The organism is Cohnella sp. CFH 77786, assembly GCF_019400745.1.
Taxonomy (GTDB): domain Bacteria; phylum Bacillota; class Bacilli; order Paenibacillales; family Paenibacillaceae; genus Cohnella.
Genome location: NZ_WJIB01000005.1, coordinates 1 through 21417 on the forward strand (window position 1 = coordinate 1; position 21417 = coordinate 21417).

Annotated in this window: 25 protein-coding genes; 22 read left to right on the top strand and 3 right to left on the bottom strand. The window is 52.9% G+C overall.

All coding sequences use genetic code 11. The annotated features are described in order from the left end of the window. Positions 1 to 114 precede the first annotated feature (114 nt). From GE107_RS09130 to msrA, 19 genes are all read left to right on the top strand, one after another. On the top strand, positions 115 to 723 hold the full coding sequence (locus tag GE107_RS09130) for a pyridoxamine 5'-phosphate oxidase family protein (RefSeq protein WP_219639775.1): 609 nt from the start codon (positions 115 to 117) through the stop codon (positions 721 to 723). Positions 724 to 824: 101 nt separating this feature from the next. Beyond that, complete coding sequence (locus tag GE107_RS09135) at positions 825 to 1616, top strand: lipid II flippase Amj family protein (RefSeq protein WP_219639777.1); 792 nt, start codon at positions 825 to 827, stop codon at positions 1614 to 1616. 83 nt (positions 1617 to 1699) lie between these two features. Further along, the gene (locus tag GE107_RS09140) at positions 1700 to 2107 is read left to right on the top strand and encodes a hypothetical protein (protein ID WP_219639395.1); all 408 of its coding nucleotides are present in this window, start codon (positions 1700 to 1702) and stop codon (positions 2105 to 2107) included. A gap of 957 nt (positions 2108 to 3064) precedes the next feature. Beyond that, positions 3065 to 6400 (top strand): Ig-like domain-containing protein, encoded by a 3336-nt coding sequence (locus tag GE107_RS09145; protein ID WP_370636325.1) that lies wholly within the window; start codon positions 3065 to 3067, stop codon positions 6398 to 6400. Positions 6401 to 6594: 194 nt separating this feature from the next. Beyond that, positions 6595 to 6771 (top strand): DUF4177 domain-containing protein, encoded by a 177-nt coding sequence (locus GE107_RS09150; RefSeq protein WP_370636343.1) that lies wholly within the window; start codon positions 6595 to 6597, stop codon positions 6769 to 6771. 60 nt (positions 6772 to 6831) lie between these two features. Further along, positions 6832 to 7254, top strand: a complete 423-nt coding sequence (locus tag GE107_RS09155; RefSeq protein WP_255570354.1) for a GNAT family N-acetyltransferase — start codon at positions 6832 to 6834, stop codon at positions 7252 to 7254. A gap of 30 nt (positions 7255 to 7284) precedes the next feature. Then, the gene (locus GE107_RS09160) at positions 7285 to 7878 is read left to right on the top strand and encodes a histidine phosphatase family protein (protein WP_219639397.1); all 594 of its coding nucleotides are present in this window, start codon (positions 7285 to 7287) and stop codon (positions 7876 to 7878) included. Then, positions 7875 to 8225, top strand: coding sequence for a hypothetical protein (locus tag GE107_RS09165; protein WP_219639398.1), 351 nt, complete (start codon positions 7875 to 7877; stop codon positions 8223 to 8225). The genes GE107_RS09160 and GE107_RS09165 overlap by 4 nt, the downstream gene beginning before the upstream one ends. Before the next feature lie 17 nt (positions 8226 to 8242). Continuing rightward, positions 8243 to 8686 (top strand): NUDIX hydrolase, encoded by a 444-nt coding sequence (locus GE107_RS09170; protein WP_370636326.1) that lies wholly within the window; start codon positions 8243 to 8245, stop codon positions 8684 to 8686. A gap of 27 nt (positions 8687 to 8713) precedes the next feature. Continuing rightward, entirely contained in the window at positions 8714 to 9379 is a 666-nt protein-coding gene (locus tag GE107_RS09175; RefSeq protein ID WP_219639400.1) for an HAD family hydrolase, read from the top strand. Between the two features lie 213 nt (positions 9380 to 9592). Next, on the top strand, positions 9593 to 10315 hold the full coding sequence (locus GE107_RS09180; RefSeq protein WP_219639401.1) for a YjjG family noncanonical pyrimidine nucleotidase: 723 nt from the start codon (positions 9593 to 9595) through the stop codon (positions 10313 to 10315). A gap of 48 nt (positions 10316 to 10363) precedes the next feature. Beyond that, the gene (locus GE107_RS09185) at positions 10364 to 10921 is read left to right on the top strand and encodes a hypothetical protein (protein WP_219639402.1); all 558 of its coding nucleotides are present in this window, start codon (positions 10364 to 10366) and stop codon (positions 10919 to 10921) included. Beyond that, a complete protein-coding gene (locus tag GE107_RS09190) occupies positions 10918 to 11106 on the top strand; it encodes a GNAT family N-acetyltransferase (protein ID WP_370636327.1) in 189 nt (62 codons plus the stop codon). Before GE107_RS09185 ends, GE107_RS09190 begins: the two co-directional genes overlap by 4 nt. Before the next feature lie 49 nt (positions 11107 to 11155). Then, positions 11156 to 11755: a histidine phosphatase family protein gene (locus tag GE107_RS09195; RefSeq protein ID WP_219639403.1), complete on the top strand. Its 600-nt coding sequence runs from the start codon at positions 11156 to 11158 to the stop codon at positions 11753 to 11755. Beyond that, positions 11752 to 12045 (top strand): antibiotic biosynthesis monooxygenase family protein, encoded by a 294-nt coding sequence (locus tag GE107_RS09200; protein ID WP_219639404.1) that lies wholly within the window; start codon positions 11752 to 11754, stop codon positions 12043 to 12045. The genes GE107_RS09195 and GE107_RS09200 overlap by 4 nt, the downstream gene beginning before the upstream one ends. 18 nt (positions 12046 to 12063) lie before the next feature. Further along, positions 12064 to 12558 carry a hypothetical protein gene (locus GE107_RS09205; protein ID WP_219639405.1) on the top strand — a complete coding sequence of 165 codons (495 nt, stop codon included), beginning with the start codon at positions 12064 to 12066 and terminating at the stop codon, positions 12556 to 12558. 80 nt (positions 12559 to 12638) lie between these two features. Beyond that, complete coding sequence (locus GE107_RS09210) at positions 12639 to 13142, top strand: GNAT family N-acetyltransferase (RefSeq protein ID WP_219639406.1); 504 nt, start codon at positions 12639 to 12641, stop codon at positions 13140 to 13142. 33 nt (positions 13143 to 13175) lie between these two features. Next, on the top strand, positions 13176 to 13952 hold the full coding sequence (gene modA / locus GE107_RS09215) for a molybdate ABC transporter substrate-binding protein (RefSeq protein WP_255570355.1): 777 nt from the start codon (positions 13176 to 13178) through the stop codon (positions 13950 to 13952). A gap of 30 nt (positions 13953 to 13982) precedes the next feature. Then, complete coding sequence (msrA, locus tag GE107_RS09220) at positions 13983 to 14957, top strand: peptide-methionine (S)-S-oxide reductase MsrA (protein WP_219639407.1); 975 nt, start codon at positions 13983 to 13985, stop codon at positions 14955 to 14957. Between the two features lie 58 nt (positions 14958 to 15015). Here msrA and GE107_RS09225 read toward each other — a convergent pair whose 3' ends face one another. Both GE107_RS09225 and GE107_RS09230 read right to left on the bottom strand, forming a co-directional pair. Further along, complete coding sequence (locus tag GE107_RS09225; RefSeq protein WP_219639408.1) at positions 15016 to 15216, bottom strand: hypothetical protein; 201 nt, start codon at positions 15214 to 15216, stop codon at positions 15016 to 15018. A 334-nt stretch (positions 15217 to 15550) separates the two neighbouring features. Beyond that, positions 15551 to 15751, bottom strand: coding sequence for a hypothetical protein (locus GE107_RS09230; protein WP_219639409.1), 201 nt, complete (start codon positions 15749 to 15751; stop codon positions 15551 to 15553). Between the two features lie 118 nt (positions 15752 to 15869). On the opposite strand from GE107_RS09230, the gene GE107_RS09235 reads away from it, so the two are divergent. The 3 genes from GE107_RS09235 (at position 15870) to GE107_RS09245 (ending at position 20759) form a co-directional block, all read left to right on the top strand. Continuing rightward, on the top strand, positions 15870 to 17669 hold the full coding sequence (locus GE107_RS09235; RefSeq protein WP_219639410.1) for an ABC transporter substrate-binding protein: 1800 nt from the start codon (positions 15870 to 15872) through the stop codon (positions 17667 to 17669). Positions 17670 to 17795: 126 nt separating this feature from the next. Continuing rightward, positions 17796 to 19229: an aspartate ammonia-lyase gene (locus GE107_RS09240; protein ID WP_219639411.1), complete on the top strand. Its 1434-nt coding sequence runs from the start codon at positions 17796 to 17798 to the stop codon at positions 19227 to 19229. 192 nt (positions 19230 to 19421) lie between these two features. Then, on the top strand, positions 19422 to 20759 hold the full coding sequence (locus GE107_RS09245; protein WP_219639412.1) for a deoxyguanosinetriphosphate triphosphohydrolase family protein: 1338 nt from the start codon (positions 19422 to 19424) through the stop codon (positions 20757 to 20759). A 125-nt stretch (positions 20760 to 20884) separates the two neighbouring features. Here the strand turns inward: GE107_RS09245 and GE107_RS09250 are convergent, their stop codons facing one another. Beyond that, the gene (locus GE107_RS09250; RefSeq protein ID WP_219639413.1) at positions 20885 to 21112 is read right to left on the bottom strand and encodes a hypothetical protein; all 228 of its coding nucleotides are present in this window, start codon (positions 21110 to 21112) and stop codon (positions 20885 to 20887) included. Positions 21113 to 21417: the final 305 nt, after the last annotated feature.

Here is a 21417-nt window from a genome sequence, read left to right on the forward strand (position 1 = left end):
CAGCTTGTTCTCCTTGATGAATGCTCGGAGTTGCTCCTTCGTCCATAAACCCATGTGTACTCCCCAACCTTTCTGCTGCTTTTATTCTAACAGGTTTGAGAGTTTACACACTTTATTTTACAGACTCAAGAGATCCGGGATATTATCGGCTATCCAAGTCAACTCGTCAATCATAAGGTCATTGATCATTTGGATTCCCACGTGAGGCAGTTTATTACCCTCTCTCCGTTGCTGTTTATTTCGTCTTCGGATGAATGTGGCTCGTGCGATGTTTCTCCCAGAGGGGATGGGCCCGGATTCGTACATATCGTGGATGAGAAGCGAATCGTCATTCCGGAACGGCCAGGGAATCGAAGGATCGATACCTTGAGGAACATTATGATGAATCCCAAGGTAGGCTTGATATTTGTCATCCCCGGGCTTGAAGAGACATTGAGAATCAACGGAACGGCGCAAATCATGAAAGACGCGAATCTGCTCCAGCGTATGGAAGTGAACGGAAAACCTCCTTTGCTCGGCATCGGCGTAGTAGTTGAAGAATGTTTTGTCCATTGCGCCAAGGCTTTTAAAAGATCCCGCTTGTGGGATCAGGAGTCGTGGTTGGACGATAAAGAGCTGCCGAATGTACCAAGAATGATCGCGGCGCATGCAAGACCATTAGGGGTATCGGAAGAAGAAGTATCGAAAGCTTTACACGAGAGCTATTCCAAGAGATTATATTAACAAAGAGGTATAGGTATAGTCGTTTGACCGCCGAGTGTTCGCAGCACTCGGCTTTTTTAAATGTACGAACGATAACGGAGAAGTCGGTGGTGATCAGAGAATTGACGACGAATCTAATCATCGTTTTCGTTATGACCATGATCATTCATGTCGCCGAAACGTTGTCCTATTCCATTCGGTTGGCAGGCGTGCGAATGAATAAGATCGCAGTAGCGTTATCGCTGACGGGGATCATTGTACTCGTTTCGAGAACGGCGAATTTGATACAGGCCCCTATGGCCGCCAAGTTTGTGGATTTCGCGAAAAGCCATGTTTCGTTCGATCTGCTGAGACATTTGAGAATGATCATACTTGCTTCATCCGTTGGGACGCTGATCGCGATCATCTTGTTTCCGACCTTCGTGAGCTTGTTCGGGCGAATGATCTCCAGGCTGGAAGTCGCGGGCTCCATTCCCAAGCTAATCGCGAGCGTTTCATTGGGACAATTGAAAAACACAAAGCACTATCTGAAGGTTCCGAGGTTCAGGTTGAGCCAATACAGATACTTGGGGATCTCCAAGAAGTTTATTCTGCTTAACATGATCGTGACTTCCTTCTATACGGTCGGCGTATTATCTTCCTTATACGCGGCTCACTTGTTTCCGGAATTCAGCACCACAGCTTCACAAGCTTCCGGAATCATCAACGGGATCGCTACGATTTTGCTAACCATCTTCATCGACCCGCAGCTGGGGCTGATTACGGATAAAGCTTTGAACCATGAAGAACAGAGGCATCAGCTAGGAAAAATTTACGTGATGTTGATGACGACGAGGTTTTTCGGAACGATGCTGGCTCAATTCGTTCTCATTCCGGGATCCTATTTGATCGGGTTCGTTGTGAGGCATATTTGACCAGCTTGAAACATTACGAATCCCTTCACCGTCGGTAGTATGAGAAGGAAAAAGGTAATGTTTACCGAGGCGGGGTGGGGATTATGAAACGAGCGATCATCGTCGCGATATTGCTTCTCGTCATGGGATGCCAAGGCAAGACGGAAACGATCGATCTTAAGCCGATCACATTAGCAGAAGCTTACCCGGGGGATATCTCGGAAGTCGGTCGAGTGGAGCTGCTGGACGGGTCTACTGGGGAGAGAAAGACCATTAAGGATCGGCAGAAGATCCAGCATTGGATCGGTCAAATTAAGGACATCCAACTGACACCTGACATCAACCAAGAAGGCCGGACGGGGTTTATTTTCGGGATCAGCCTTTACAAGGGCGAAGAAATGAAGCTGGGGTTCATTCCAAACCAGATTCATCACATTTACTACGAGTCCAATCCGGAATTCGAAGAGCGCATAAGATCATTTTTTGAAGAGCAATTCGGAAGGAACTATTAATATCCTTGAACCCTCTTGTAGGAGCAAGTTCATGTCCTTGGGTTAGGACAAGAACTTGCTCCCTTTTTTACTGAGCATGGGATGAGTCGTCGAGATACTGGGAAATCGCGAAAAGGAATCGCAATTGACGATTCGTATTGACGATTTTTTGGAGGTAAAGTATGTTAATTTTGGGTGCAGTAGTAATGCTGTTGCTTACAGTTTAGGTATCGGATGCCGGTTTGCTTGAGTAGCTGATTTAGACTTTTTTAAGAGGTGGATGAGGTTATGATTAAAATACGGAGAAAACTTCTGAGTTTCCTGTGTTTATGCTTTATCGGTCTATTTGTTCCTCATGCGCAAGTGAGTGCTGCAACCGCTTTTGCTTCCTTCGACATGTTTGCAGACGATTATGGACCTGTGGACGGCGGTCTTAGCGATAGCAGTTTCCACAATGAAAATTTTGTTGGTTACACGTCGTTTGGCGGCGCTTCAAAGACGGCGATCAGGTTTAATATGCCTAGTGGACTAGACACAGTCTCTCAAGCGATATTAAGGGTGTTTGTGGTCGATAAGACAGGGGTTCCTTACGTTAATTTATATGGGACAGAAACGGATAATTGGAGTTCAAGTAACGGTTTTCCGACCATATTAACACCGATTTATGAAAACAAAGATACAAACATTACTGTCGGTCAATACAAAGAATTCGATGTTACGACTTATGTGAATAATCAGTTGGATCCATCAAAAAATGATATTATTTCATTTGTATTAAAAGGGAACGAGATCGAAAGTACTCCTCCAAACTATATTTCAATTCGTGCGTACGATCATGGATCGGAACAGGCGCAACTGGTGTATTACATAAACTATCCCCCATCCGTGTCGAATATCACCGACCAAACGATTAATAAGAATGCATCGACTTCCGCTCTGTCGTTTACGGTGAGAGATCCGGAGACAGCGCCGGGAAGTTTGAGTGTAACGGCAACTTCGAGCAATACGACGCTCGTGCCGAATAACGGAGCGAACCTGACGCTCGGCGGGAACTTCGAAAACCGGACGTTGACGGTGACGCCGGCAGCGAATCAGAGCGGAACGGCGACGATTACGGTGACCGTACAGGATGAAGGCGGGCTCAAGGCCAAAGACACATTCTTGCTGACAGTAACTGACCCGCCGACCGTATCCGACATCACGAATGTAACGATAAATAAGAATGCTGCGACTTCCGCTCTGTCGTTTACGGTGGGGGATGCGGAGACAGCGCCGGGAAGTTTGAGTGTAACGGCAACTTCGAGCAACACGACGCTCGTGCCGAATAACGGAGCGAACCTGACGCTCGGCGGGAGTGGAGCAGACCGGACGTTGACGGTGACGCCGGCTGCGAATCAGAGCGGAACGGCGACGATTACATTGACCGTATCGGATGAAGACGGGCTCACGGCGCAGGATACATTCGTGCTGACAGTAAATGATCCGCCGACGGTATCCGACATCACGAATGTAACGGTAAATGAGAACGGATCGACATCCGCTCTGTCGTTTACGGTGGGGGATGCGGAGACAGCGCCGGGAAGTTTGAGTGTGACGGCAACTTCGAGCAACACGACACTCGTGCCGAATAACGGAGCGAACCTGACGCTCGGCGGGAGCGGAGCAAACCGGACGTTGACGGTGACGCCGGCCGCGAATCAGAGCGGGACAGCGACGATTACGGTGACGGTATCGGACGGGAACGGCGGAACGGCTCAAGACACGTTCGTGTTGACCGTTAACGGTAAACCATCCATTTCGAATATCACCGACCAAGCAATAAATAAGAATACAGCGACTTCCGCCCTGTCGTTTACGGTGGGGGATGCGGAGACAGCGCCGGGAAGTTTGAGTGTAACGGCAACTTCGAGCAACACGGCACTCGTGCCGAATAACGAATCAAACCTGACGCTCGGCGGGAGTGGAGCAGACCGGACGTTGAAGGTGACGCCGGCTGCGAATCAGAGCGGAACGGCGACGATTACATTGACCGTATCGGATGAAGACGGGCTCACGGTGCAAGACACATTCGTTCTGACGGTAAATGATCCGCCGACGGTATCCGACATCACGAATGTAACGGTAAATGAGAACGGATCGACTTCCGCTCTGTCGTTTACGGTGGGGGATGCGGAGACGGCGCCGGGAAGTTTGAGTGTATCGACAACTTCGAGCAACACGACGCTCGTGCCGAATAACGGAGCGAACCTGACGCTCGGCGGGAGCGGAGCAAACCGAACGTTGACGGTGACGCCGGCCGCGAATCAGAGCGGCACGGCGACGATTACGATAACCGTATCGGACGGGAATGGCGGAACGGCTCAAGACACGTTCGTGTTGACCGTTAACGGTAAACCATCCATTTCGAATATCACCGACTTAACGATGAATAAGAACGGATCGACTTCCGTCCTGTCGTTTACGGTGGGGGATGCGGAGACGTCGCCGGTAAGTTTGAGTGTGACGGCAACTTCGAGCAACACGACGCTCGTGCCGAATAACGTAGCGAACCTGAAGTTCGGCGGGAGCGGAGCATACCGGACGTTGACGGTGACGCCGGCAGCGAATCAGATTGGAACGGGGACGATTACGGTGACGGTACAGGATGAAGGCGGGCTCACGGCGCAGGACACATTCGTGCTGACAGTAAATGACCCGCCGACCATATCCGACATCACGAATGTAACGGTAAATGAGAACGGATCGGCTTCCGCTCTGTCGTTCACGGTGGGGGACGCGGAGACGGCGCCGGGAAGTTTGAGTGTAACGGCAACTTCAAGCAACACGACGCTCGTGCCGAATAACGTAGCGAACCTGACGCTCGGCGGGAGCGGAGCAAACCGGACGTTGACGGTGACGCCGGCTGCGAATCGGAGCGGAACGGCGACGATTACGGTGACGGTATCGGACGGGAACGGCGGAACGGCTCAAGACACGTTCGTATTGACCGTAAACGGCAAGCCATCCAACGCGAATGAAAAGGGTGCCGCTGGCGGCGGTGGAATTACCGATGACAAGATCGAAATTATCGTAGACGGAGTTACACAGGAACGGTCCGCTACGATCCGAACGACCAAAGACGGGGACAAAACGGTTACTACCATCGTGGTTGACAACGAGAAAGTTCTGTCGAACATTATGGTGGGCAACAATAGCCGAACATTGACGATTCCTTTCAACGGAAATTCGAATGTTGTAATCGGGGAAATGAACGGTCAGTTAGTCAAAGCACTTGAGGGCAAAGACACCAAGGTAGTAATGAAGACTGAACGAGGCACCTATACGTTGCCTGCAGATCAAATCAACATGGACATCGTATCCGCTAAATTCGGCCAAGATGCAGCTCTTAAAGATATTAAAATCAGCATTACGATAGCAGAGCCTGCGAGCAATACCGTCAGGCTGGTTCAATCGGCGGCCGGAGAGAAAAAGATAACGATAATGGTTCAGCCTGTGGAATTCGAGGTTAAGGCGACCTACAATGGCCATACGTTGAAAATTGACCGGTTTACCAGTTACGTGCAACGGATGATTCCGATTCCGGATGATGTCGATTATTCAAAAATAACGACTGGCGTTGTTCTAGACACAGACGGTAAGATCAGGCATGTCCCGACTAAAGTCGTATCTGAGAACGGCAAGTTTTATGCAATTATCAACAGCTTAAGCAACAGTGTATATTCGGTTGTCTCGTCTCCCAAAACCTTTGCAGACGTTGAAAATCATTGGAGCAAGGCGGACGTGAACGATATGGGCTCCCGAATGATTATCGAAGGCGTAAGCGAAACCTTGTTTGAGCCGGACAAAGCGATTACCCGCGCGGAGTTTGCGGCCATTATCGTTAGAGCGATGGGATTGACGGAAAACGAGACATTGATTGACCGATCCTTTACGGACGTGCGCAGCGGAGAATGGTATCAGGAAGCGATTCAGTTGGCGGCAGGATTCGGACTTGTTTACGGTGACGAGGATGGCTCGTTCCGACCGAACGAATCCATAAGTCGGGTTGAGGCGATGGCGATTTTGTCCAGGGCGATGAAGCTTGTAGATCTTACACCGATTCAAAGCAAGAGTGAGGCCGTTCATCTGCTCAGTGGCTTTAAAGATGCCGATCAAATTGGAGAATGGGCTGTAGAAGCCGTTGCGTCAACTGTAAAACAAGGGATTGTGCAAGGATACGATCAACAGCTGAAACCTCATGTGAAGATTACCCGTGCGCAAACTGCGGTGATGGTCAGAAGATTGTTGCAAAAAGCCGATTTGATCAATGGCTAGTATCTAAACCCATTTTCCGCTTAATGGAAGTTTGACAAAATGACCCAAGCCCGTTTACAAGCATATGGCTTGTATGACGGGCTTTTCAATTCATTTGGCAATGGAGATTATTGTTATAATATTAACGAGATATTCAAAAGCAGTATCAATCAGCAAACACAACAAAAGGAAGGTGTTTTCGATGCTATGAGTATATATTCGTTGAAACGTCGCTTGGAGGATTTTTCACAGAAGCGACGCATCGGGAAACCATCGAGGAGTATGCCAAAGAAGGATGGCGGCTCGTTCAAGTGTTGCCCACGAACTATAACGGACACGGCAAACCGACTCACTATGAAGTCATCTTCGAAAGGTTAGTCCAAACTAGTTGATCCAGGAGAATAGAAATCATGGTATATTCGAACTGAATGCCAAATGGAGGGTGAGCAGCTTTGCTGATCGATATCAAGGACATGCTGGGGAACCGAGGCATTCAAGAGCTGATCGCTTATGCGGTTTTCCCCGATCCGGAAGTGATTCAAAAGACGTTTGAGAAATATGAATCCAATCAAGGGAAGATCATGGGCTATTCTTTGGATGACGAAATCATAGGGATTCTCGGTTATGAATCATTGCCGGACGAAGTGGTGAAGATTGCCCATATCTCCGTTCATCCGGAATTTAGAGGGTTAGGCTACGGACGGGGTATGATTTTGGAGCTGATTGATCTGATTCGCCCGCGGAAAATCGTGGCGGAGACCGACGAAGAAGCGGTGGATTTCTATCGGAATATCGGATTCGTCATTGTCAGCTTAGGGGAGAAATATCCGAACGTCGAAAGATTCGAATGCTCGTTCGAAACGGAGTTCAACTGAACGTATTTCCACATAAAGGAAGGTTAAGAGGTGACATCGTTATATTTCGTCCGACATGCCGAGTCCGATCTTTCCGTTAGGGAGGATGCGATTCGGCCGCTTACGAAGAAAGGTCGCGAAGACGCGAAGAAAGTAACCGAGGCCTTGAAAGAAAGAAACATTACCGCGGTTTACTCTAGCCCTTATCGGAGAACGATCGATACCGTCAAAGACATATCCGAGTATCTCGGTTTAGAGATAACACTCGTTCATGATCTTCGGGAACGGAAAGTCGGGGAGTGGGTCGACGATTTTCGGGCGTTTGCGGCGAGCCAGTGGAACGATTTCGATTTCAAGCTGGGCAACGGGGAATCGCTGCGGGAAGTGCAGAAGCGGAATGTTTCCGCGCTCTATCAAATCCTGGATGCAAATCCCGGCAAAAACGTAATGATCGGCACGCACGGGACCGCTTTGAGTACGATCCTCAACCACTTCCGACCCGATTTCGGATTGGACGACTTCTTGGCGATTGCGGATAAGATGCCCTATATCGAATGCATTCAATTTGAAGGAAACAAGGTCACAAGCATTCGGGAAATCGAAATAGGAACCTCATTCTTCAACTCAAAGGAGAATTTCATTTGACCGTTAACGAAATCCAAATCAGGCGAGTCAAGTTCGGTTCCTTCTATCGATTCTGTGTTTTGTCCGCGTTATCGTTGAGCGTGTTTATTGCGTTTATCGTCCTTATCTTAAGTTTGCTCGGCGGCAATGTAACGGTGAACCTGAACGGCAATACTTATACGGGGATTACGGCGGGCTTGATGGGTTTATTTTTGTGCCCCATTATCTTTTTCCTCATGGGGTCCTTCTTTTCTCTCTTGCTCTATTTCCCTGTTAGGCTCGGATTGATAGTAATCAAGGGGCTTAGAATCAGTGGAGAATTCGAGCTAGACGGATCGAATGACGATGTCGAAGCCGGAAAGGTATAGGTCCAATGGGTTATATCATGGATTTGAGGAAAATTGTCGGTACGCAGCCCTTGATCATGGTCGGGGCGTGCGTTCTCGTATTCAACGAAGAACGGCATCTGTTACTGCAGAAACGTACGGACACGCTGGACTGGGGAACCATCGGAGGTTCGCTTGAGCCAGGAGAGTCCTTGGAGGAAGCGGCACATCGGGAGCTTTACGAAGAGGCCGGCCTGCGCGCCCGTTCACTGCGGTTTATTGCTTTATTATCCGGCAAGGACATGTACTACAAATATCCGCATGGGGACGAGATCTATAACGTTACGGCGGTTTACGAAGCGGACGGAGTCGAAGGGGTTCCCTGCGTCAATGATGAGGAGAGTTCGGAGCTTCGGTATTTTTCGCTGGAGGAGCCGATTCCAGGTTTGAATCCGTCGATTGAAGTCATTTTGAGAAAGTCGGGGTACATCCGGAAATGGTAGAAAAACAGCATATAGGCGGAGGAGAGCATGAATTGGACCCGGGCGGTACTGTTTGATTTGGACAATACGATATTGGATCGAACCCTAACTTTCAGGCGCTTCGCGGAGTCCTTCGTGGATTCCTATTTGGGTGATGCCGATACCAAGCAAGACATTGTCGAGAGAATCATCGTGCTGGATCGAGATGGGTATAAGGATAAAGAAGAACTGTTTACCGAATTGCTTGAGGAATTGCCTTGGAAGGTCAAGCCATCTGTAGCGGAACTGATGGAATACTATGGCCGAGAATACGTGAACAACGCCGTATTGATGGACCAAGCCCGGGAGGTCCTTCAGGATCTGAAAGCCCGGTTCAAGATCGGATTGATCACCAACGGCAAGACGCGGATTCAATATGGGAAAATCGATCGATTAGGGATTCGTGAACTGTTTGATGTCATATTGGTTTCCGAGGAAGCGGGTGTGAAGAAGCCGGATTCGAGAATCTTCGAAATGGCGCTTGAGCGATTAAGCTTACATGCCGAAGCATGCCTATACATCGGAGACCATCCCGCCAACGATATCGAAGGAGCTTGCAAAGCTGGCATGCAGACCATCTGGATGCAAGTGAACCAACCTTGGAGAGACGGTCTGAAAGCAAAGCCTATTCATACGATCCGGAATCTGGCGGAATTATTACCATTGGTCCCCTGACGGGGTGTGCAAACCCGACCGTTCGCGTAAAGACAAGGACAGTCTCACGGAAGTCATACGACTCCGGAGGATGTCCTTTCTTTCTATGCAGGTGTGCGAGCGAGAAAATTCGTTATTGATTTTACTGGAAAATGTGGTAGACTTCTTCGATACTCGGTTTCGTTCGTTAAAACGTTTCAATCCGAAACAACGGAAAGGCAGGCTGCCATTTAAATGTATAAGGCGATCATTTTCGATCTGGATAACACGCTGCTCAACTATGACCTCTGCGAGCTCGACTCCATGAAGAGAACGTGCAAGGATCACGGACTGTTCACGGATGAACCCTCGCAATGGGAATCGTTCTGGAAAACGTTCCTCGAGCACAATTACCGGTATTGGATGGATTTCGTCAACGGAGGAACGGTCAAGTCGATTGCAGAGGTGCTGCGCAATTCTTTCCGGGATACGTTACGGAAGGACGATACGTTCCATAACCGATTAACAGAAACGTACTGGAGGTATTTTTGCGCGATCTGCCATTTCGAAGATGGAGCGAAGGACGTCTTGGCCCGCGTGAAGGACCGTTTCCGGCTCGGCATCGTTTCGAACGGAATTCACGAAGCCCAGCGTAAAAGGCTTCAAGCCGGCGACATCGGGGATCTGTTCCATTCGATCGTCGTTTCGGACGAGGTCGGGGTTCGGAAACCGAAGAAGGAAATTTTCGACATTGCGCTTCGCGAACTGGCGCTGGAGCGGGAGGAAGTACTCTTCATCGGCGACTCCCTCAGCGACGATTACCATGGCGCGGTGAACGCCGGCATCGATTTCTGCTTCTACAATCGCAAGAACATCGAGCTGCCGTTGAACCACGAACCGAAATACATCATACAATGGCTTCCGGAACTTCTGCATGTCATCGGTTTGGAGGAGCGAAATGGGGTCCGAGTGGGATGATCACGCGAAAGCCGTTGTGATAACATGGAAAAAGAGAGGAGGGGCGCTTTGAACATCTTAATGAACATAGCGGGGACACTCATCTTGGTGGTGGGAATCCTCCTGGGACTCGCGGATGGTAATCTGATTGTCATCGCATTGAGCGTCATTGGCGGTTTTATGTTGCTTGGGATGTCCAAGATCATCGAGCTGATGGAACAAATAAACGAGAGGATGCTTCACGTCCCCTATACGCGTGACCATCTCCGATCGATTCTGCAAGCGTCTCCCGATTATGTAATCGAGGGAGGCGATTTCGAGATTTACCCGGAACCTCAGTCTACCTACACTTTGTTAAACTTGGATGGCGAAACTTATATCCGGGCCAGGGCGTTTCGCAAGTACATGAGCCAACGGGATGAGGAATACACGTTTTCCTTCCCGGATCGGCAGCCCGTGGTCCTGAATCGCGCCAGCCGCTATCATCCGGGCGCCGAATTATTCGCTTACGAGGATCAAGTCTACGTGATGTTGGGCGCAATCGGTCTCCGCTATCGGATATCCGGGCATCGGTTGATTTTGGAAAAACCAACGGAAGCGGACACGATGGGGGAAGAGAAGCTATGAATTTCTCCGGGAATGGGAACCGCTTCGGCATCGAAGCCAACATCATGCCAAGGTACCGCGCTTCCCTCCGGGTCGTGGAGAAGCTGGGCTTTCAGAATGAAGGGCTGGCGAAGAAGTATCTGAAAATCAACGGCATATGGGAAGACCACATACATATGGTGCTTATAAACGAAGCCATTGAATAGGAGGAGCGAATAGATTTCGACCCTATAAAGGGGAAAGGAAGTGTTGCGCTTGACGCTGATCGCGTTGATCCGCCACGGAAGCACGTATTGGAACCGAGAGCGCCGGATGCAGGGGCACGCCGGGAATCCGCTCGACGAGGAAGGCTGGCGTCAAGCTCGCTCTTTGGCGGACAGATTAAGCCTGGAAAGTTGGGATGCGCTGTACGCCAGCGATTTGCCGCGGGCGCGGCAGACCGCCGAGATCCTGCTTGAAGCGCTCCCGCTGAACGAAATTCGCTTCAATGCGCGTCTGCGGGAATTGAACCGCGGGTTGGCCGAAGGAACGACGGAAGAGGAACGGGTCTCCCGATGGGGAACGGATTGGCGAAAGTTGGAGCTTGGGATAGAGACGGATGCGGCAGGCACCGCAAGAGGGGCGGCGTTCATCCGCGACGTTGCGGCGCTGCATCCCGGAAGGAGAATTCTCGCGGTCAGCCACGGCAACATCCTTCGCCTTGCCTTAAAGGGAGTGATGCCGGATCTAGATACCGATACCGTCCTCGACAACACTTCGGTTACGTTGATCCGATTGCGTGACGGACAATGGGATTGCGCGCTCTATAATTGCTCGAAGCATCTGACGATTGCCGGAAACGGAGGGATCCGATGATCACCGAAGTCGCGATACTGAACGTCAAGCCGGGCTTGATGAACGAGTTCGAGAGCCAGTTCCGCAAAGCGTCGATCATCCTATCCGCCGCAAGGGGACACCGCTCGCACGAGCTTCATAAGTGCGTGGAAGAAGCCGACAAATACATCCTGCTCGTCCAGTGGGACACCCTTACCGATCACAGGGTCGGTTTCCGGCGGTCGGAGGCATTCGAGGAATGGAAAAACCTGCTCGCTCCGTTCTTCGATTCGATCCCGACGGCGGAGCACTACGTGAAAATCAAACTGTAGAGGAGAGGGACGACCGCGATGACGCCTGCCCGACTTAGGACCGTGGTGTTCGCGTTGATTCTGCTGTTTTTCCTCAATATCGTCTGTCTCGGTTTGGTTGACTTGTTCACGTTTAAAGTCGTTCCCGGCGGGGGGATGTCAGGGAACGGAAACCCCGCATTGGCCTTCGTTTTCCTGCTGATCCCGATCAATCTGGCTTTCCTCGCGATATTGGTTACGCTGACCCAATATTTGTTCCTGAACGGGTTCCGAGAAGGAAAGTTTTCGGTCGAATGGCTGATCATCGTCTTCTGCCTGGGCATCCTGCTGGGATGGCTGGCCAAGCTGCATGCGGACGGGATCTTCTCCACGTTGGGCGGTAAACCGGGGAATCCCCGCTCGCTCTTAATCGGCCGGTCTCTATTCAACCAATATACGAATACGGTTTTTTTCAACTACATCACGTTCGCGATAGGCGTCATGGCGGCCATTGTAGTTGGATACGTGACGGCGTTCGTCCGGTATCGTTCCTGATCAACGTGCATTCGTGATATGATAAATCCATAGAGGCTAAACCCGGAAAGCAAGACGCCGCAGAGAAAGAGGGACTCCGAATGCAGAACGGATATGTCATCGCGGACGCGCAATGGGAGGATTTGCCCGCCATTGTCGACATTTATAATTCCACCGTCGCGGGCCGGATGGTAACCGCCGACCTTGAACCGGTATCCGTGGAAAGCAGACGCCGCTGGTTTGAAGAGCATTCGCCCGACAGGCGCCCGTTGTGGGTGGTGAAGGACGAAGGTCGCGTCGTCGCCTGGTTCAGCTTCTCCTCCTTCTACGGGCGGCCGGCGTACATGGGTACGGCGGAAGTCAGCATCTATATCTTCGCGGATTACCGATCGAGGGGACTGGGCAAACGGCTGGTCCGGATGGCGATCGAGGAATGCCCGCGTCTTGCGGTCAAGACGCTTGTCGGCTTCGTGTTCGGACACAACGAACCGAGCTTGGCGCTTCTGCGGGCATGCGGATTCGAGCAATGGGGCTTTCTTCCGAAGGTCGCGAACCTCGACGGTATCGAACGCGACTTGGTTATTTTGGGGCTGCGGGTCGGCTAGAGGAGGGCAGAGGGTTCGAGAGAACCGGGGATCATGAAAATAGCGAAAATCCTGCTGCTTGTACTTGCGGTTGCCGCCACTTTGCTTCTCGCATCCTGCGGCAAATCCGGAGGCAAGCAAGAGAGGACCATCTTGCTCGTCTCGGCTGCCGCCAGCTTAAAAGACAGCTTGGAACGGATCGGCGCGGATTACGGGAAGGACCACCCCGAGGTCGACATCCGGTTCAATTACGGTTCGTCCGGTACGTTGCAGAAGCAAATCGAGCAAGGAGCGCCCGCCGACCTGTTCCTGTCCGCCGGCCGCAAGCAGATGGACGCTTTGACGGCGAAGAAGCTGGTTAGCGAAAGCCGCGATGTGTTGTCCAACCGGTTGGTTCTAATCTTGAGCGCGGATTCACGCGAACGCGTCGAGTCGCCGGAGGCGCTGCTGAAACCGGGATACCGCAACATTGCGATCGGCGAGCCGAACACCGTCCCTGCCGGTATGTACGCCAAGCAAGCGCTAACCGCGCTGGGGCTGTGGGACAAGCTTCAAGACAAACTCGTGTTTGCCAAGGACGTGCGGCAAGTGCTGACCCTCGTGGAGTCGGGCAATGCCGATGCCGGATTCGTGTACCGCACCGATGCCGGACCGTCCGAACGGGTCGCCGCGGCGCTCGACATCCCGGATGATGCCCACGATCCCATCGTCTACCCGTTCGGAATCGTGGCCGCCTCCAAGCACCCGCAGGAAGTATCGGCTTTCTATCGGTATTTGACGTCGGAGCCGGCGCTTCAAGTGTTTCGAGACCATGGATTTCGTATACAATGAGGTCATGACAAGAGCGAGAGGTGATGGAAGATGACGGATCGGCTAAATGGGGCGCTGGAGCAGGCGACGTTCGCCGGAGGCTGCTTCTGGTGCATGGTGAAACCATTCGACGAAATGCCGGGGATCGAGAAGGTCGTTTCCGGCTATACGGGCGGGCATGTGGAAAACCCGACTTACGAGCAGGTTTGCAGCGAAACGACGGGACATACGGAGGCGGTCCAGATCACGTTCGATCCGGAGCAGTTCCCCTATCGGAAGCTGTTGGATATCTATTGGCGGAACGTCGATCCTACCGATGCGGGAGGCCAGTTCCACGACCGGGGCTCCTCTTACCGGCCGGCGATTTTCTACCATAACGAGCAGCAACGGGCGCAAGCGGAAGCGTCGAAGAGGGAGCTTGAGGAAAGCGGCCGGTTCCCGAAACCGATCGCGGTGGCGATCGAGCCGGCATCCGCCTTCTATCCGGCGGAAGAGTACCACCAGGATTATTACAAGAAGAACCCGATCCGCTACAAGTATTACAGCAGAGGCTCGGGTCGCCCGGATTTCCTCGCCCGGCACTGGAACACGGACCAAGATCGCGAGCAGCTCAGAAGCAAGCTGACTCCCATGCAGTTCGAAGTCACGCAGAACAATGCGACCGAGCCGCCTTTCCGCAACGAATACTGGAACAACCACGAAGAAGGGCTCTACGTCGATATCGTATCGGGAGAGCCGTTGTTTACCTCGCTCGACAAGTTCGATTCGGGCTGCGGCTGGCCGAGCTTCACCAAGCCGATTCACGCCGGCACCATCGAGGAGAAGGAAGATTACTCGCATGGGATGATCCGTACCGAAGTGAGAAGCCGCGCGTCGGATTCGCACTTGGGGCATGTCTTCCCGGACGGGCCGAGAGAAGCCGGGGGCCTTCGGTACTGCATCAACTCAGCGGCGCTGCGCTTCATTCCGGTCGACCGGCTGGAGGAGGAAGGATACGGCCGGTATCGGAGTCTGTTCGGGAAGTAAGGTTTCAGCCATGCAATCGGATTGTGTGCAGATCGCATATAAGCAAAAAAAACGGCTGTCACTTCGACGAAGTGCGCAGCCGTTCTCTATTCAACCATTTGTTCCAGAATCCCCGCAACTTGCCCGACAGCGGACTCGCATTCGGTTTTCGCTCAAGAGCCTGCTTGAGGTACATGCCCAGGCGGCTGTTCCGGTTCCATTCCTCTTGCCGGAGTTGAATCATTTTCTCGACGTAATACGTGCTTTGGATTTGGATCATTCGCGTTCTCTCCTTGGTTATGGGTTGTCTCGGGCCGGCGGCGGCCGAACCATCGATGCCAGAATTTCCGATTGGGATGCGAATACGGCACGGTCTGATCCGGAGCTACCAGATCGGCATCCGCGTATCGGTTCATGTTTCGAACCATCTCCGCCTGCCGCAGCTCCATCATTTTCTCGACATGGTAGTGGTTGTGGTGCTGTATCACTTCCATTTTCCCCCTCTCGGTTACGACCTCATTATGCTTCAGTCAAAAGGGGATAAAAAGTGAAGATTGAATGAAAAATACTTCCTCTTTTTTTCACCTAACGCAGGGCAACAAAAAAGGCGGCCGTCACTTCACGGAAGTGTTGAGCCGCCTGCCGGGGAACCATTTGAGCCAGAAGCTTTGCCGGTTCCCGGTATGAACTTGCGCGTTCGAGGGGTCGGAGATGATTTCCCGGATATAAAGCCCCGATCGAACCCTTTTGTTCATTTCCGCTTGGCGGTATTGCATCATTAACTCTTCGTGGAAAGTACCATACGTTTGAAACATTGGAACACCTCCTCTTTCCGGTCTGTATCCTCATTATGCTCTCGTCAAAAGAGGATAAAAAGTGTAGAATCGATGTAAAAGATTTCCCCTTTTTTCCACCCAGGAGGAATACGATCCTATGCAGACGGCAACGGCGGAACGGTATCTGGATTTGTATCAGCGTTTCGTAGATGGCTCGGGGATTGGCGCTCCCGTCGAGGTTTCCTTGGAGGAGTTGGCCGACACGCTGTATTGCTCGACCCGGAACGTGAAGCTTGTCCTTCGCAAAATGGAGGAGGACGGGTGGATCGACTGGTTGCCGGGAAGAGGACGTGGCAACCGATCCCGGCTCGTTTTCCGTACGGACCGGGATTCCCTGCTGCTGGACGTCGCCAAGAAAATGGCCCTGCGCGGGGATTACAAGCAGGCGTTCGAAATGATCCACGCTTACGGGGAAGGGACGAACGTCAAAGAAAGATTCACCGAATGGCTGGATCTGCACTTCGGCTACCGAACGGAAACGCCGGACGGCAAACGGCAGGTGGATACGCTGCGCCTGCCGGTTCATACGCCGATTCATACGCTGGATCCGGCGGAAGTGTACAGCGCCTTCGATGGGCATCTGGTTCGGCAGCTATTCGACCGGTTGGTTCAATACGATGCCGCCTCCTGCCGTGTCATGCCCGCTTTGGCCCATGCGTGGGAGAAAAACGGCGATGCGACGGTGTGGCAATTCCATTTGCGCAAGGGTGTCCGTTTTCACCACGGACGCGAGTTAACGGCGGATGACGTGATTTTCACCTTGGATCGGCTGCGGGAAGGCAAGAGCCACAGCTGGGTGCTGCGGACGCTGGTCAAGGCGGAAGCCTTGGGTTCGCGGACCGTCCGCATCGAGTTGAATAAGCCGAACCGGATTTTTCACCGGTTCATGTGCTCGGCGGCCGTCTCGATTCTGCCGCGGGACTTGGTCGAGCAGGACGAAGCACGTTTCTGGAGATGCCCGGTCGGCACGGGTCCGTTTATGGCGACGGAATGGACGATGGATCGTTTCGTGATGGCTGCGCACACCGATTATTTCATGGGCAGGGCCCATGTGGACGGCGTCGTGATCGCGTTCATGCCGGAAGAGCACGGGGGTTGTTCGCAGAGAAGCTGGGAGAAGCTGGTTAGCGATCATGAGGTCTCGGAAACTAGCCCGGAAGAAGAGTGGCAGACCGTGGAGACGTTATGGCAGGGTTGCACGCTGCTCACTTGGAATCTGATGAAGGAAGGTCCGCAGCGGTCGATGGCGTTCCGGCGAGCCATCGATGCGTTGATCGACCGGAACGCCATGATCCGCGATCTCGGCGACGACCGAATGTACCCTGCGCGCGGTTTCCGTCCGGACGAGTCGATGCCGAATTGGAATGACGAATCGGAACCTGAACGGGCGCTTGCTTTACTCCGCGAAGCGGGTTACGACGGGACGCCGGTTACCTTGTTTGCCCGGGGCGTCCATGTGGAGGATGCGGAGTGGATCGGCAAGCAATGCGCGAAGTACGGGGTGAACATTCGGGTTCGACGGATTGACAAGAGTACGGCCGAGAAGCACGACTTCTCGGATGCGGACGCGATCCTTTACGGGATCAAATTCGCCGAGGACGATGTTTGCGAAATCGAGACCTACGAACAGGCCGGCAGCTATTTGAAGGAAAATCTGGATCCGGAGCTTCAAAGGTGGGCCAGGGAGATGATCGACCTTGCGCTCGATGCTCCGAATGCCGATGAGAGGCGCGTATTCCTGGAACGGATCGAACGCCGTTTGAGGGAGGAGGCGCACGTCATGTTCCTGATCCATAAGAAAGTGAATACGTCTTTCCAGCCGGGAATCCGCGGGGTAACCATGGGCCCGCTCGGCTGGATCGATTTCAAGAACGTTTGGGTCCAGAGCGCGGATTGACTTCCAGAACCGCGGGTACATCCTCCGCGGTATTTTCATGCCCGTCGTATGGGGAGGGTTTTTCCCGCGGGATTTGATACAATAAGGGAGAAGCTGGAAGCGACTATGCGAAGGGGATGGGTTCTCATGGCGGCAGGCAGAATCGAGAAGGACTTTCTGGGCGAGAAAGAGGTCCCGGCTGACGCGTATTACGGCATTCAGACGATGCGGGCGGTGGAAAATTTCCCGATCACGGGCGTGCCCGTCCATGCCGAGCTGTTGTGGGCGTTGGCCCATGTGAAGAGGGCTGCGGCGCGCACAAACGCCGAGCTGAAGCTGATGCCGGAACGGATCGCGCAAGCGATCATCCGCGCGGCCGACGAGGTGGCGGAGGGCAAGTTCGCGGACCAGTTCATTTCCGATTCGATCCAGGGCGGCGCGGGAACGTCCATCAACATGAACATGAACGAGGTGTTGGCCAACCGGGCGCTGGAATTTCTCGGATACGCCAAAGGGGATTATTTCCACTGCAGCCCGAACAATCACGTGAACATGGCCCAATCGACGAACGATGCCATTCCGACCGCGCTCCGCATCGCGGCTTACCGGCTGACCCAGCTGCTGCTTGAGGCATTGGAGGGGCTTGTCGGCGGCTTCTCTCTCAAGGAGGGGGAATTCGACGACGTGGTCAAAATGGGCCGAACCCATTTGCAGGACGCCGTTCCGATCCGATTGGGACAAGAATTCGGCGCTTACCGCCGGGTGTTGGAGCGGGATGTGGCGCGAATTCGGCGAGCGGCCGATAATTTGCTGACGGTCAATCTCGGAGCGACGGCGGTCGGAACGGGATTAAACGCCAAAGTCGAGTACATCGCGCGGGTCGTGGAACATTTGGCGAAGGATCTGGACATGCCGCTCCGTACGGCGGACGACTTGGTGGACGCGACCCAGAATACCGACGCCTATTCGGAAATGTCCGCCTCGCTCAAGGTATGCGTCGTCAACCTCTCAAAGATCTGCAACGACATCCGGATGATGGCCTCCGGACCGCGCGCGGGCCTGGCGGAGCTCATGCTTCCTCCCCGGCAGCCGGGTTCCTCCATCATGCCGGGCAAAGTGAATCCGGTCATGGTCGAGGTGGTGAACCAGGTGGCCTTCCAGGTCATGGGCAACGACCATACGATATGCATGGCCTGCGAAGCGGGGCAATTCGAATTGAACGTGATGGGGCCCGTGATCGCCTTTAATCTGCTGCAATCGCTGAAGGTTTTGCGTAATGCGGCGGACGTCTTCCAACGCTTCGCGCTGGATGGCATGGAAGCGAACCGGGAGCAATGCCGCGCCTATGTGGACCGCAGCTTCGGCATCGTGACCGCGCTGAATCCGCATCTCGGTTACGAAGTGGCGGCGAGGCTGGTCAAGGAAGCGACGGCGACCGGGATGCCGATCCGCGAACTCATTCTGGAGAAGAACATCCTGACGCCGGATGAGATCGACGTCATTCTAGACCCGATCCAGATGACGACGCCCGGCATCGCAGGTGAGTGGCTGTTGACCGGACGGGACCGGGAGGAAAGCTGAGGTCAGCGGTCGAAATCGCGCATGCGTGAAGGAAGGGTTGTCCCGAAGGCCATGGATATGGCTGGGGACAGCCCCTTTTTATGAGAGCTTATCTGACGTAATAAATACATCATGCATTTGCAGAGCCGGACCGATCGTGTAAAATGGTTGAAACACTTGCAAACGGCCCATTCGGGAGAGAAAGGGAACAAGATGAACGTACGCAAAATACGCTTGGACGAATCATCGGGAGCCCATGCCGGCACCGGCGAAGATCGGGACGAATACGAGAAGGATTACGCGCGGCTGATCGGTTCGCCGTCGTTTCGGCGGCTGCAGGGCAAATCCCAGGTGTTCGGAGCGGGCTCCGGGGATTACTACCGCACGCGGCTGACCCATTCGCTCGAGGTTTCCCAGATCGCGAGAGAGGTGGCGCGGAAGCTGGTCAAGAACGACCCGTTTCTCGCCCGCAAGGAGCATCCGGGCCTCATGATCGATCCGGATGTCGTGGAATGCGCGTCGCTCGCGCACGATTTGGGGCATCCTCCTTTCGGACACAAAGGAGAAGAAGTGCTGAACCGGCTGCTGATGGAGGAACACGGGCTGAAGTTCGAAGGGAACGCGCAAAATTTCCGCCTGCTCATGTTCCTCGAGAAACGGGCGGGAAGCGACAGCGGCCTGGACTTGACCGCCTCCGTGCTGCTGGCCGTGAACAAATATCCGTATTGCATTGACGAGCCGGGAAGGCTCAAGGGCGTGTTCCGCTCGGAATGGGAAGGGATCGAGCACCTTCGCCATCTCTGGGGCATGCCGGCGGGCTGCGCGACGCTGGAAGCCCAGCTCATGGACTTATGCGACGACATCGCGTATTCGACGCACGATTTGGAAGACGGGATGCGGGCCGGCAAAATCCAGATGAACCGCTCCTTCTTCGAGGACGATCGCGTGATCCGCAGCCTGATGCAGGAAATCGCGAACGACACGACGAACGAGGATATGGTCTGGGACCAGGTGGACATGTACGCGATGGTCAAGCGGGTCCTCATCCAATTTCTCGAGCAATGGGAGCAAATCTACGCCGAGAACGGCGGGGAACCTTCCCGGGCCAGGCGCGAGATCAAAGCCAGGTGGGTCGGCAAGTTCGCCAGCCAAGTGGGCTTCATCGACGATCCGAAGACCGGATGGAAACGGGTCACGTTTATCCGGGACGGAGAGGAGAACCTGGAGCTGCTGAGGACGATGGAAATTCTGAAGAAGCTGGCTTGGGTAACGCTGATCCAGGATTTCCGCGTACAGCGGCTGCACAAGCGGAGCGAAGTGATGATCGGTCGGCTGTGGGAGAGCTTCAAGGGCTACGAAACGGGTCATCAGATCGTGCCGCCGGACTGGCTGGAGAACTACGAACGGCAGAAGAGCCGATGGCCATGGGAGCGGCTTGTCGCGGATTATATTTCCGGGATGACGGACGCATACGCGGAGAAGGTATACGCCGAATTTTTTGCTAGTGCGTCCAATACAAAATGGGGTTTATCTATATACGACCGCGACTGATGAAGAACCGGTTTTTCAATCCCTTGGGCCGCGTCAGTGGCGTTTGTAAGGTGATGGACTTGAATACGATCCAATCATTTCTTGCTTCTGTCCATCTTCTAACGTGGGCCAATCGACCATGTGCGTTAGTTGCTTTTAACTTTGTCGTCATGCTCTTTGTCCGGGCCGAGTAGTGAGAGGGCGTTATATAAATCCTTCACTCGCTCGGCTTCTTCATTCAGACGGTCCCGCAATTTTCGTTCATGGTACAACCTGTCAAGGGAAACAGCTATAAATCCTTTATACGCGTCATTTTTGGATATCTGTTTTTCTGCATAGCGGATATTATCGTAGTTTGATTTTTCACCGTCCAATCTCTTAGCGGCAACTATTTTTTGTTTTTATATACGAATGAGAAATCAGGTTTTTCCACTTGACTTTAAACCCTGACATCGCAAACAGTTTGGCAGGCGGGGAAGATCGTAAATTACGGCGGTCCCATCGAAAACCACAATGATAAGGACGTTATCATTAATGAAGGTACGTTTTTCACATTTTTATTCTTTGGGATCTGCCGGATAAACTTGTCGTTTTCGTCGTATATCATGATGCTCTACTCCATAATAGCCCCCCATGTGGTGAAAAGTAGAAGGATCTCTTCTTCTCGTGTTATGGGAAC

What these genes read in the sequence shown, in the direction of transcription:
- GE107_RS09140 (WP_219639395.1), top strand. Translation starts at nt 1,700, where the DNA reads ATGAAACGAGCGATCATCGTCGCGATATTGCTTCTCGTCATGGGATGC.
- GE107_RS09170 (WP_370636326.1), top strand. Translation starts at nt 8,243, where the DNA reads ATGGATTTGAGGAAAATTGTCGGTACGCAGCCCTTGATCATGGTCGGG.
- GE107_RS09175 (WP_219639400.1), top strand. Translation starts at nt 8,714, where the DNA reads ATGAATTGGACCCGGGCGGTACTGTTTGATTTGGACAATACGATATTG.
- GE107_RS09180 (WP_219639401.1), top strand. Translation starts at nt 9,593, where the DNA reads ATGTATAAGGCGATCATTTTCGATCTGGATAACACGCTGCTCAACTAT.
- GE107_RS09190 (WP_370636327.1), top strand. Translation starts at nt 10,918, where the DNA reads ATGAATTTCTCCGGGAATGGGAACCGCTTCGGCATCGAAGCCAACATC.
- GE107_RS09200 (WP_219639404.1), top strand. Translation starts at nt 11,752, where the DNA reads ATGATCACCGAAGTCGCGATACTGAACGTCAAGCCGGGCTTGATGAAC.
- GE107_RS09205 (WP_219639405.1), top strand. Translation starts at nt 12,064, where the DNA reads ATGACGCCTGCCCGACTTAGGACCGTGGTGTTCGCGTTGATTCTGCTG.
- GE107_RS09210 (WP_219639406.1), top strand. Translation starts at nt 12,639, where the DNA reads ATGCAGAACGGATATGTCATCGCGGACGCGCAATGGGAGGATTTGCCC.
- modA (WP_255570355.1), top strand. Translation starts at nt 13,176, where the DNA reads ATGAAAATAGCGAAAATCCTGCTGCTTGTACTTGCGGTTGCCGCCACT.
- msrA (WP_219639407.1), top strand. Translation starts at nt 13,983, where the DNA reads ATGACGGATCGGCTAAATGGGGCGCTGGAGCAGGCGACGTTCGCCGGA.
- GE107_RS09225 (WP_219639408.1), bottom strand. Translation starts at nt 15,216, where the DNA reads ATGATCCAAATCCAAAGCACGTATTACGTCGAGAAAATGATTCAACTC.
- GE107_RS09230 (WP_219639409.1), bottom strand. Translation starts at nt 15,751, where the DNA reads ATGTTTCAAACGTATGGTACTTTCCACGAAGAGTTAATGATGCAATAC.
- GE107_RS09235 (WP_219639410.1), top strand. Translation starts at nt 15,870, where the DNA reads ATGCAGACGGCAACGGCGGAACGGTATCTGGATTTGTATCAGCGTTTC.
- GE107_RS09240 (WP_219639411.1), top strand. Translation starts at nt 17,796, where the DNA reads ATGGCGGCAGGCAGAATCGAGAAGGACTTTCTGGGCGAGAAAGAGGTC.
- GE107_RS09245 (WP_219639412.1), top strand. Translation starts at nt 19,422, where the DNA reads ATGAACGTACGCAAAATACGCTTGGACGAATCATCGGGAGCCCATGCC.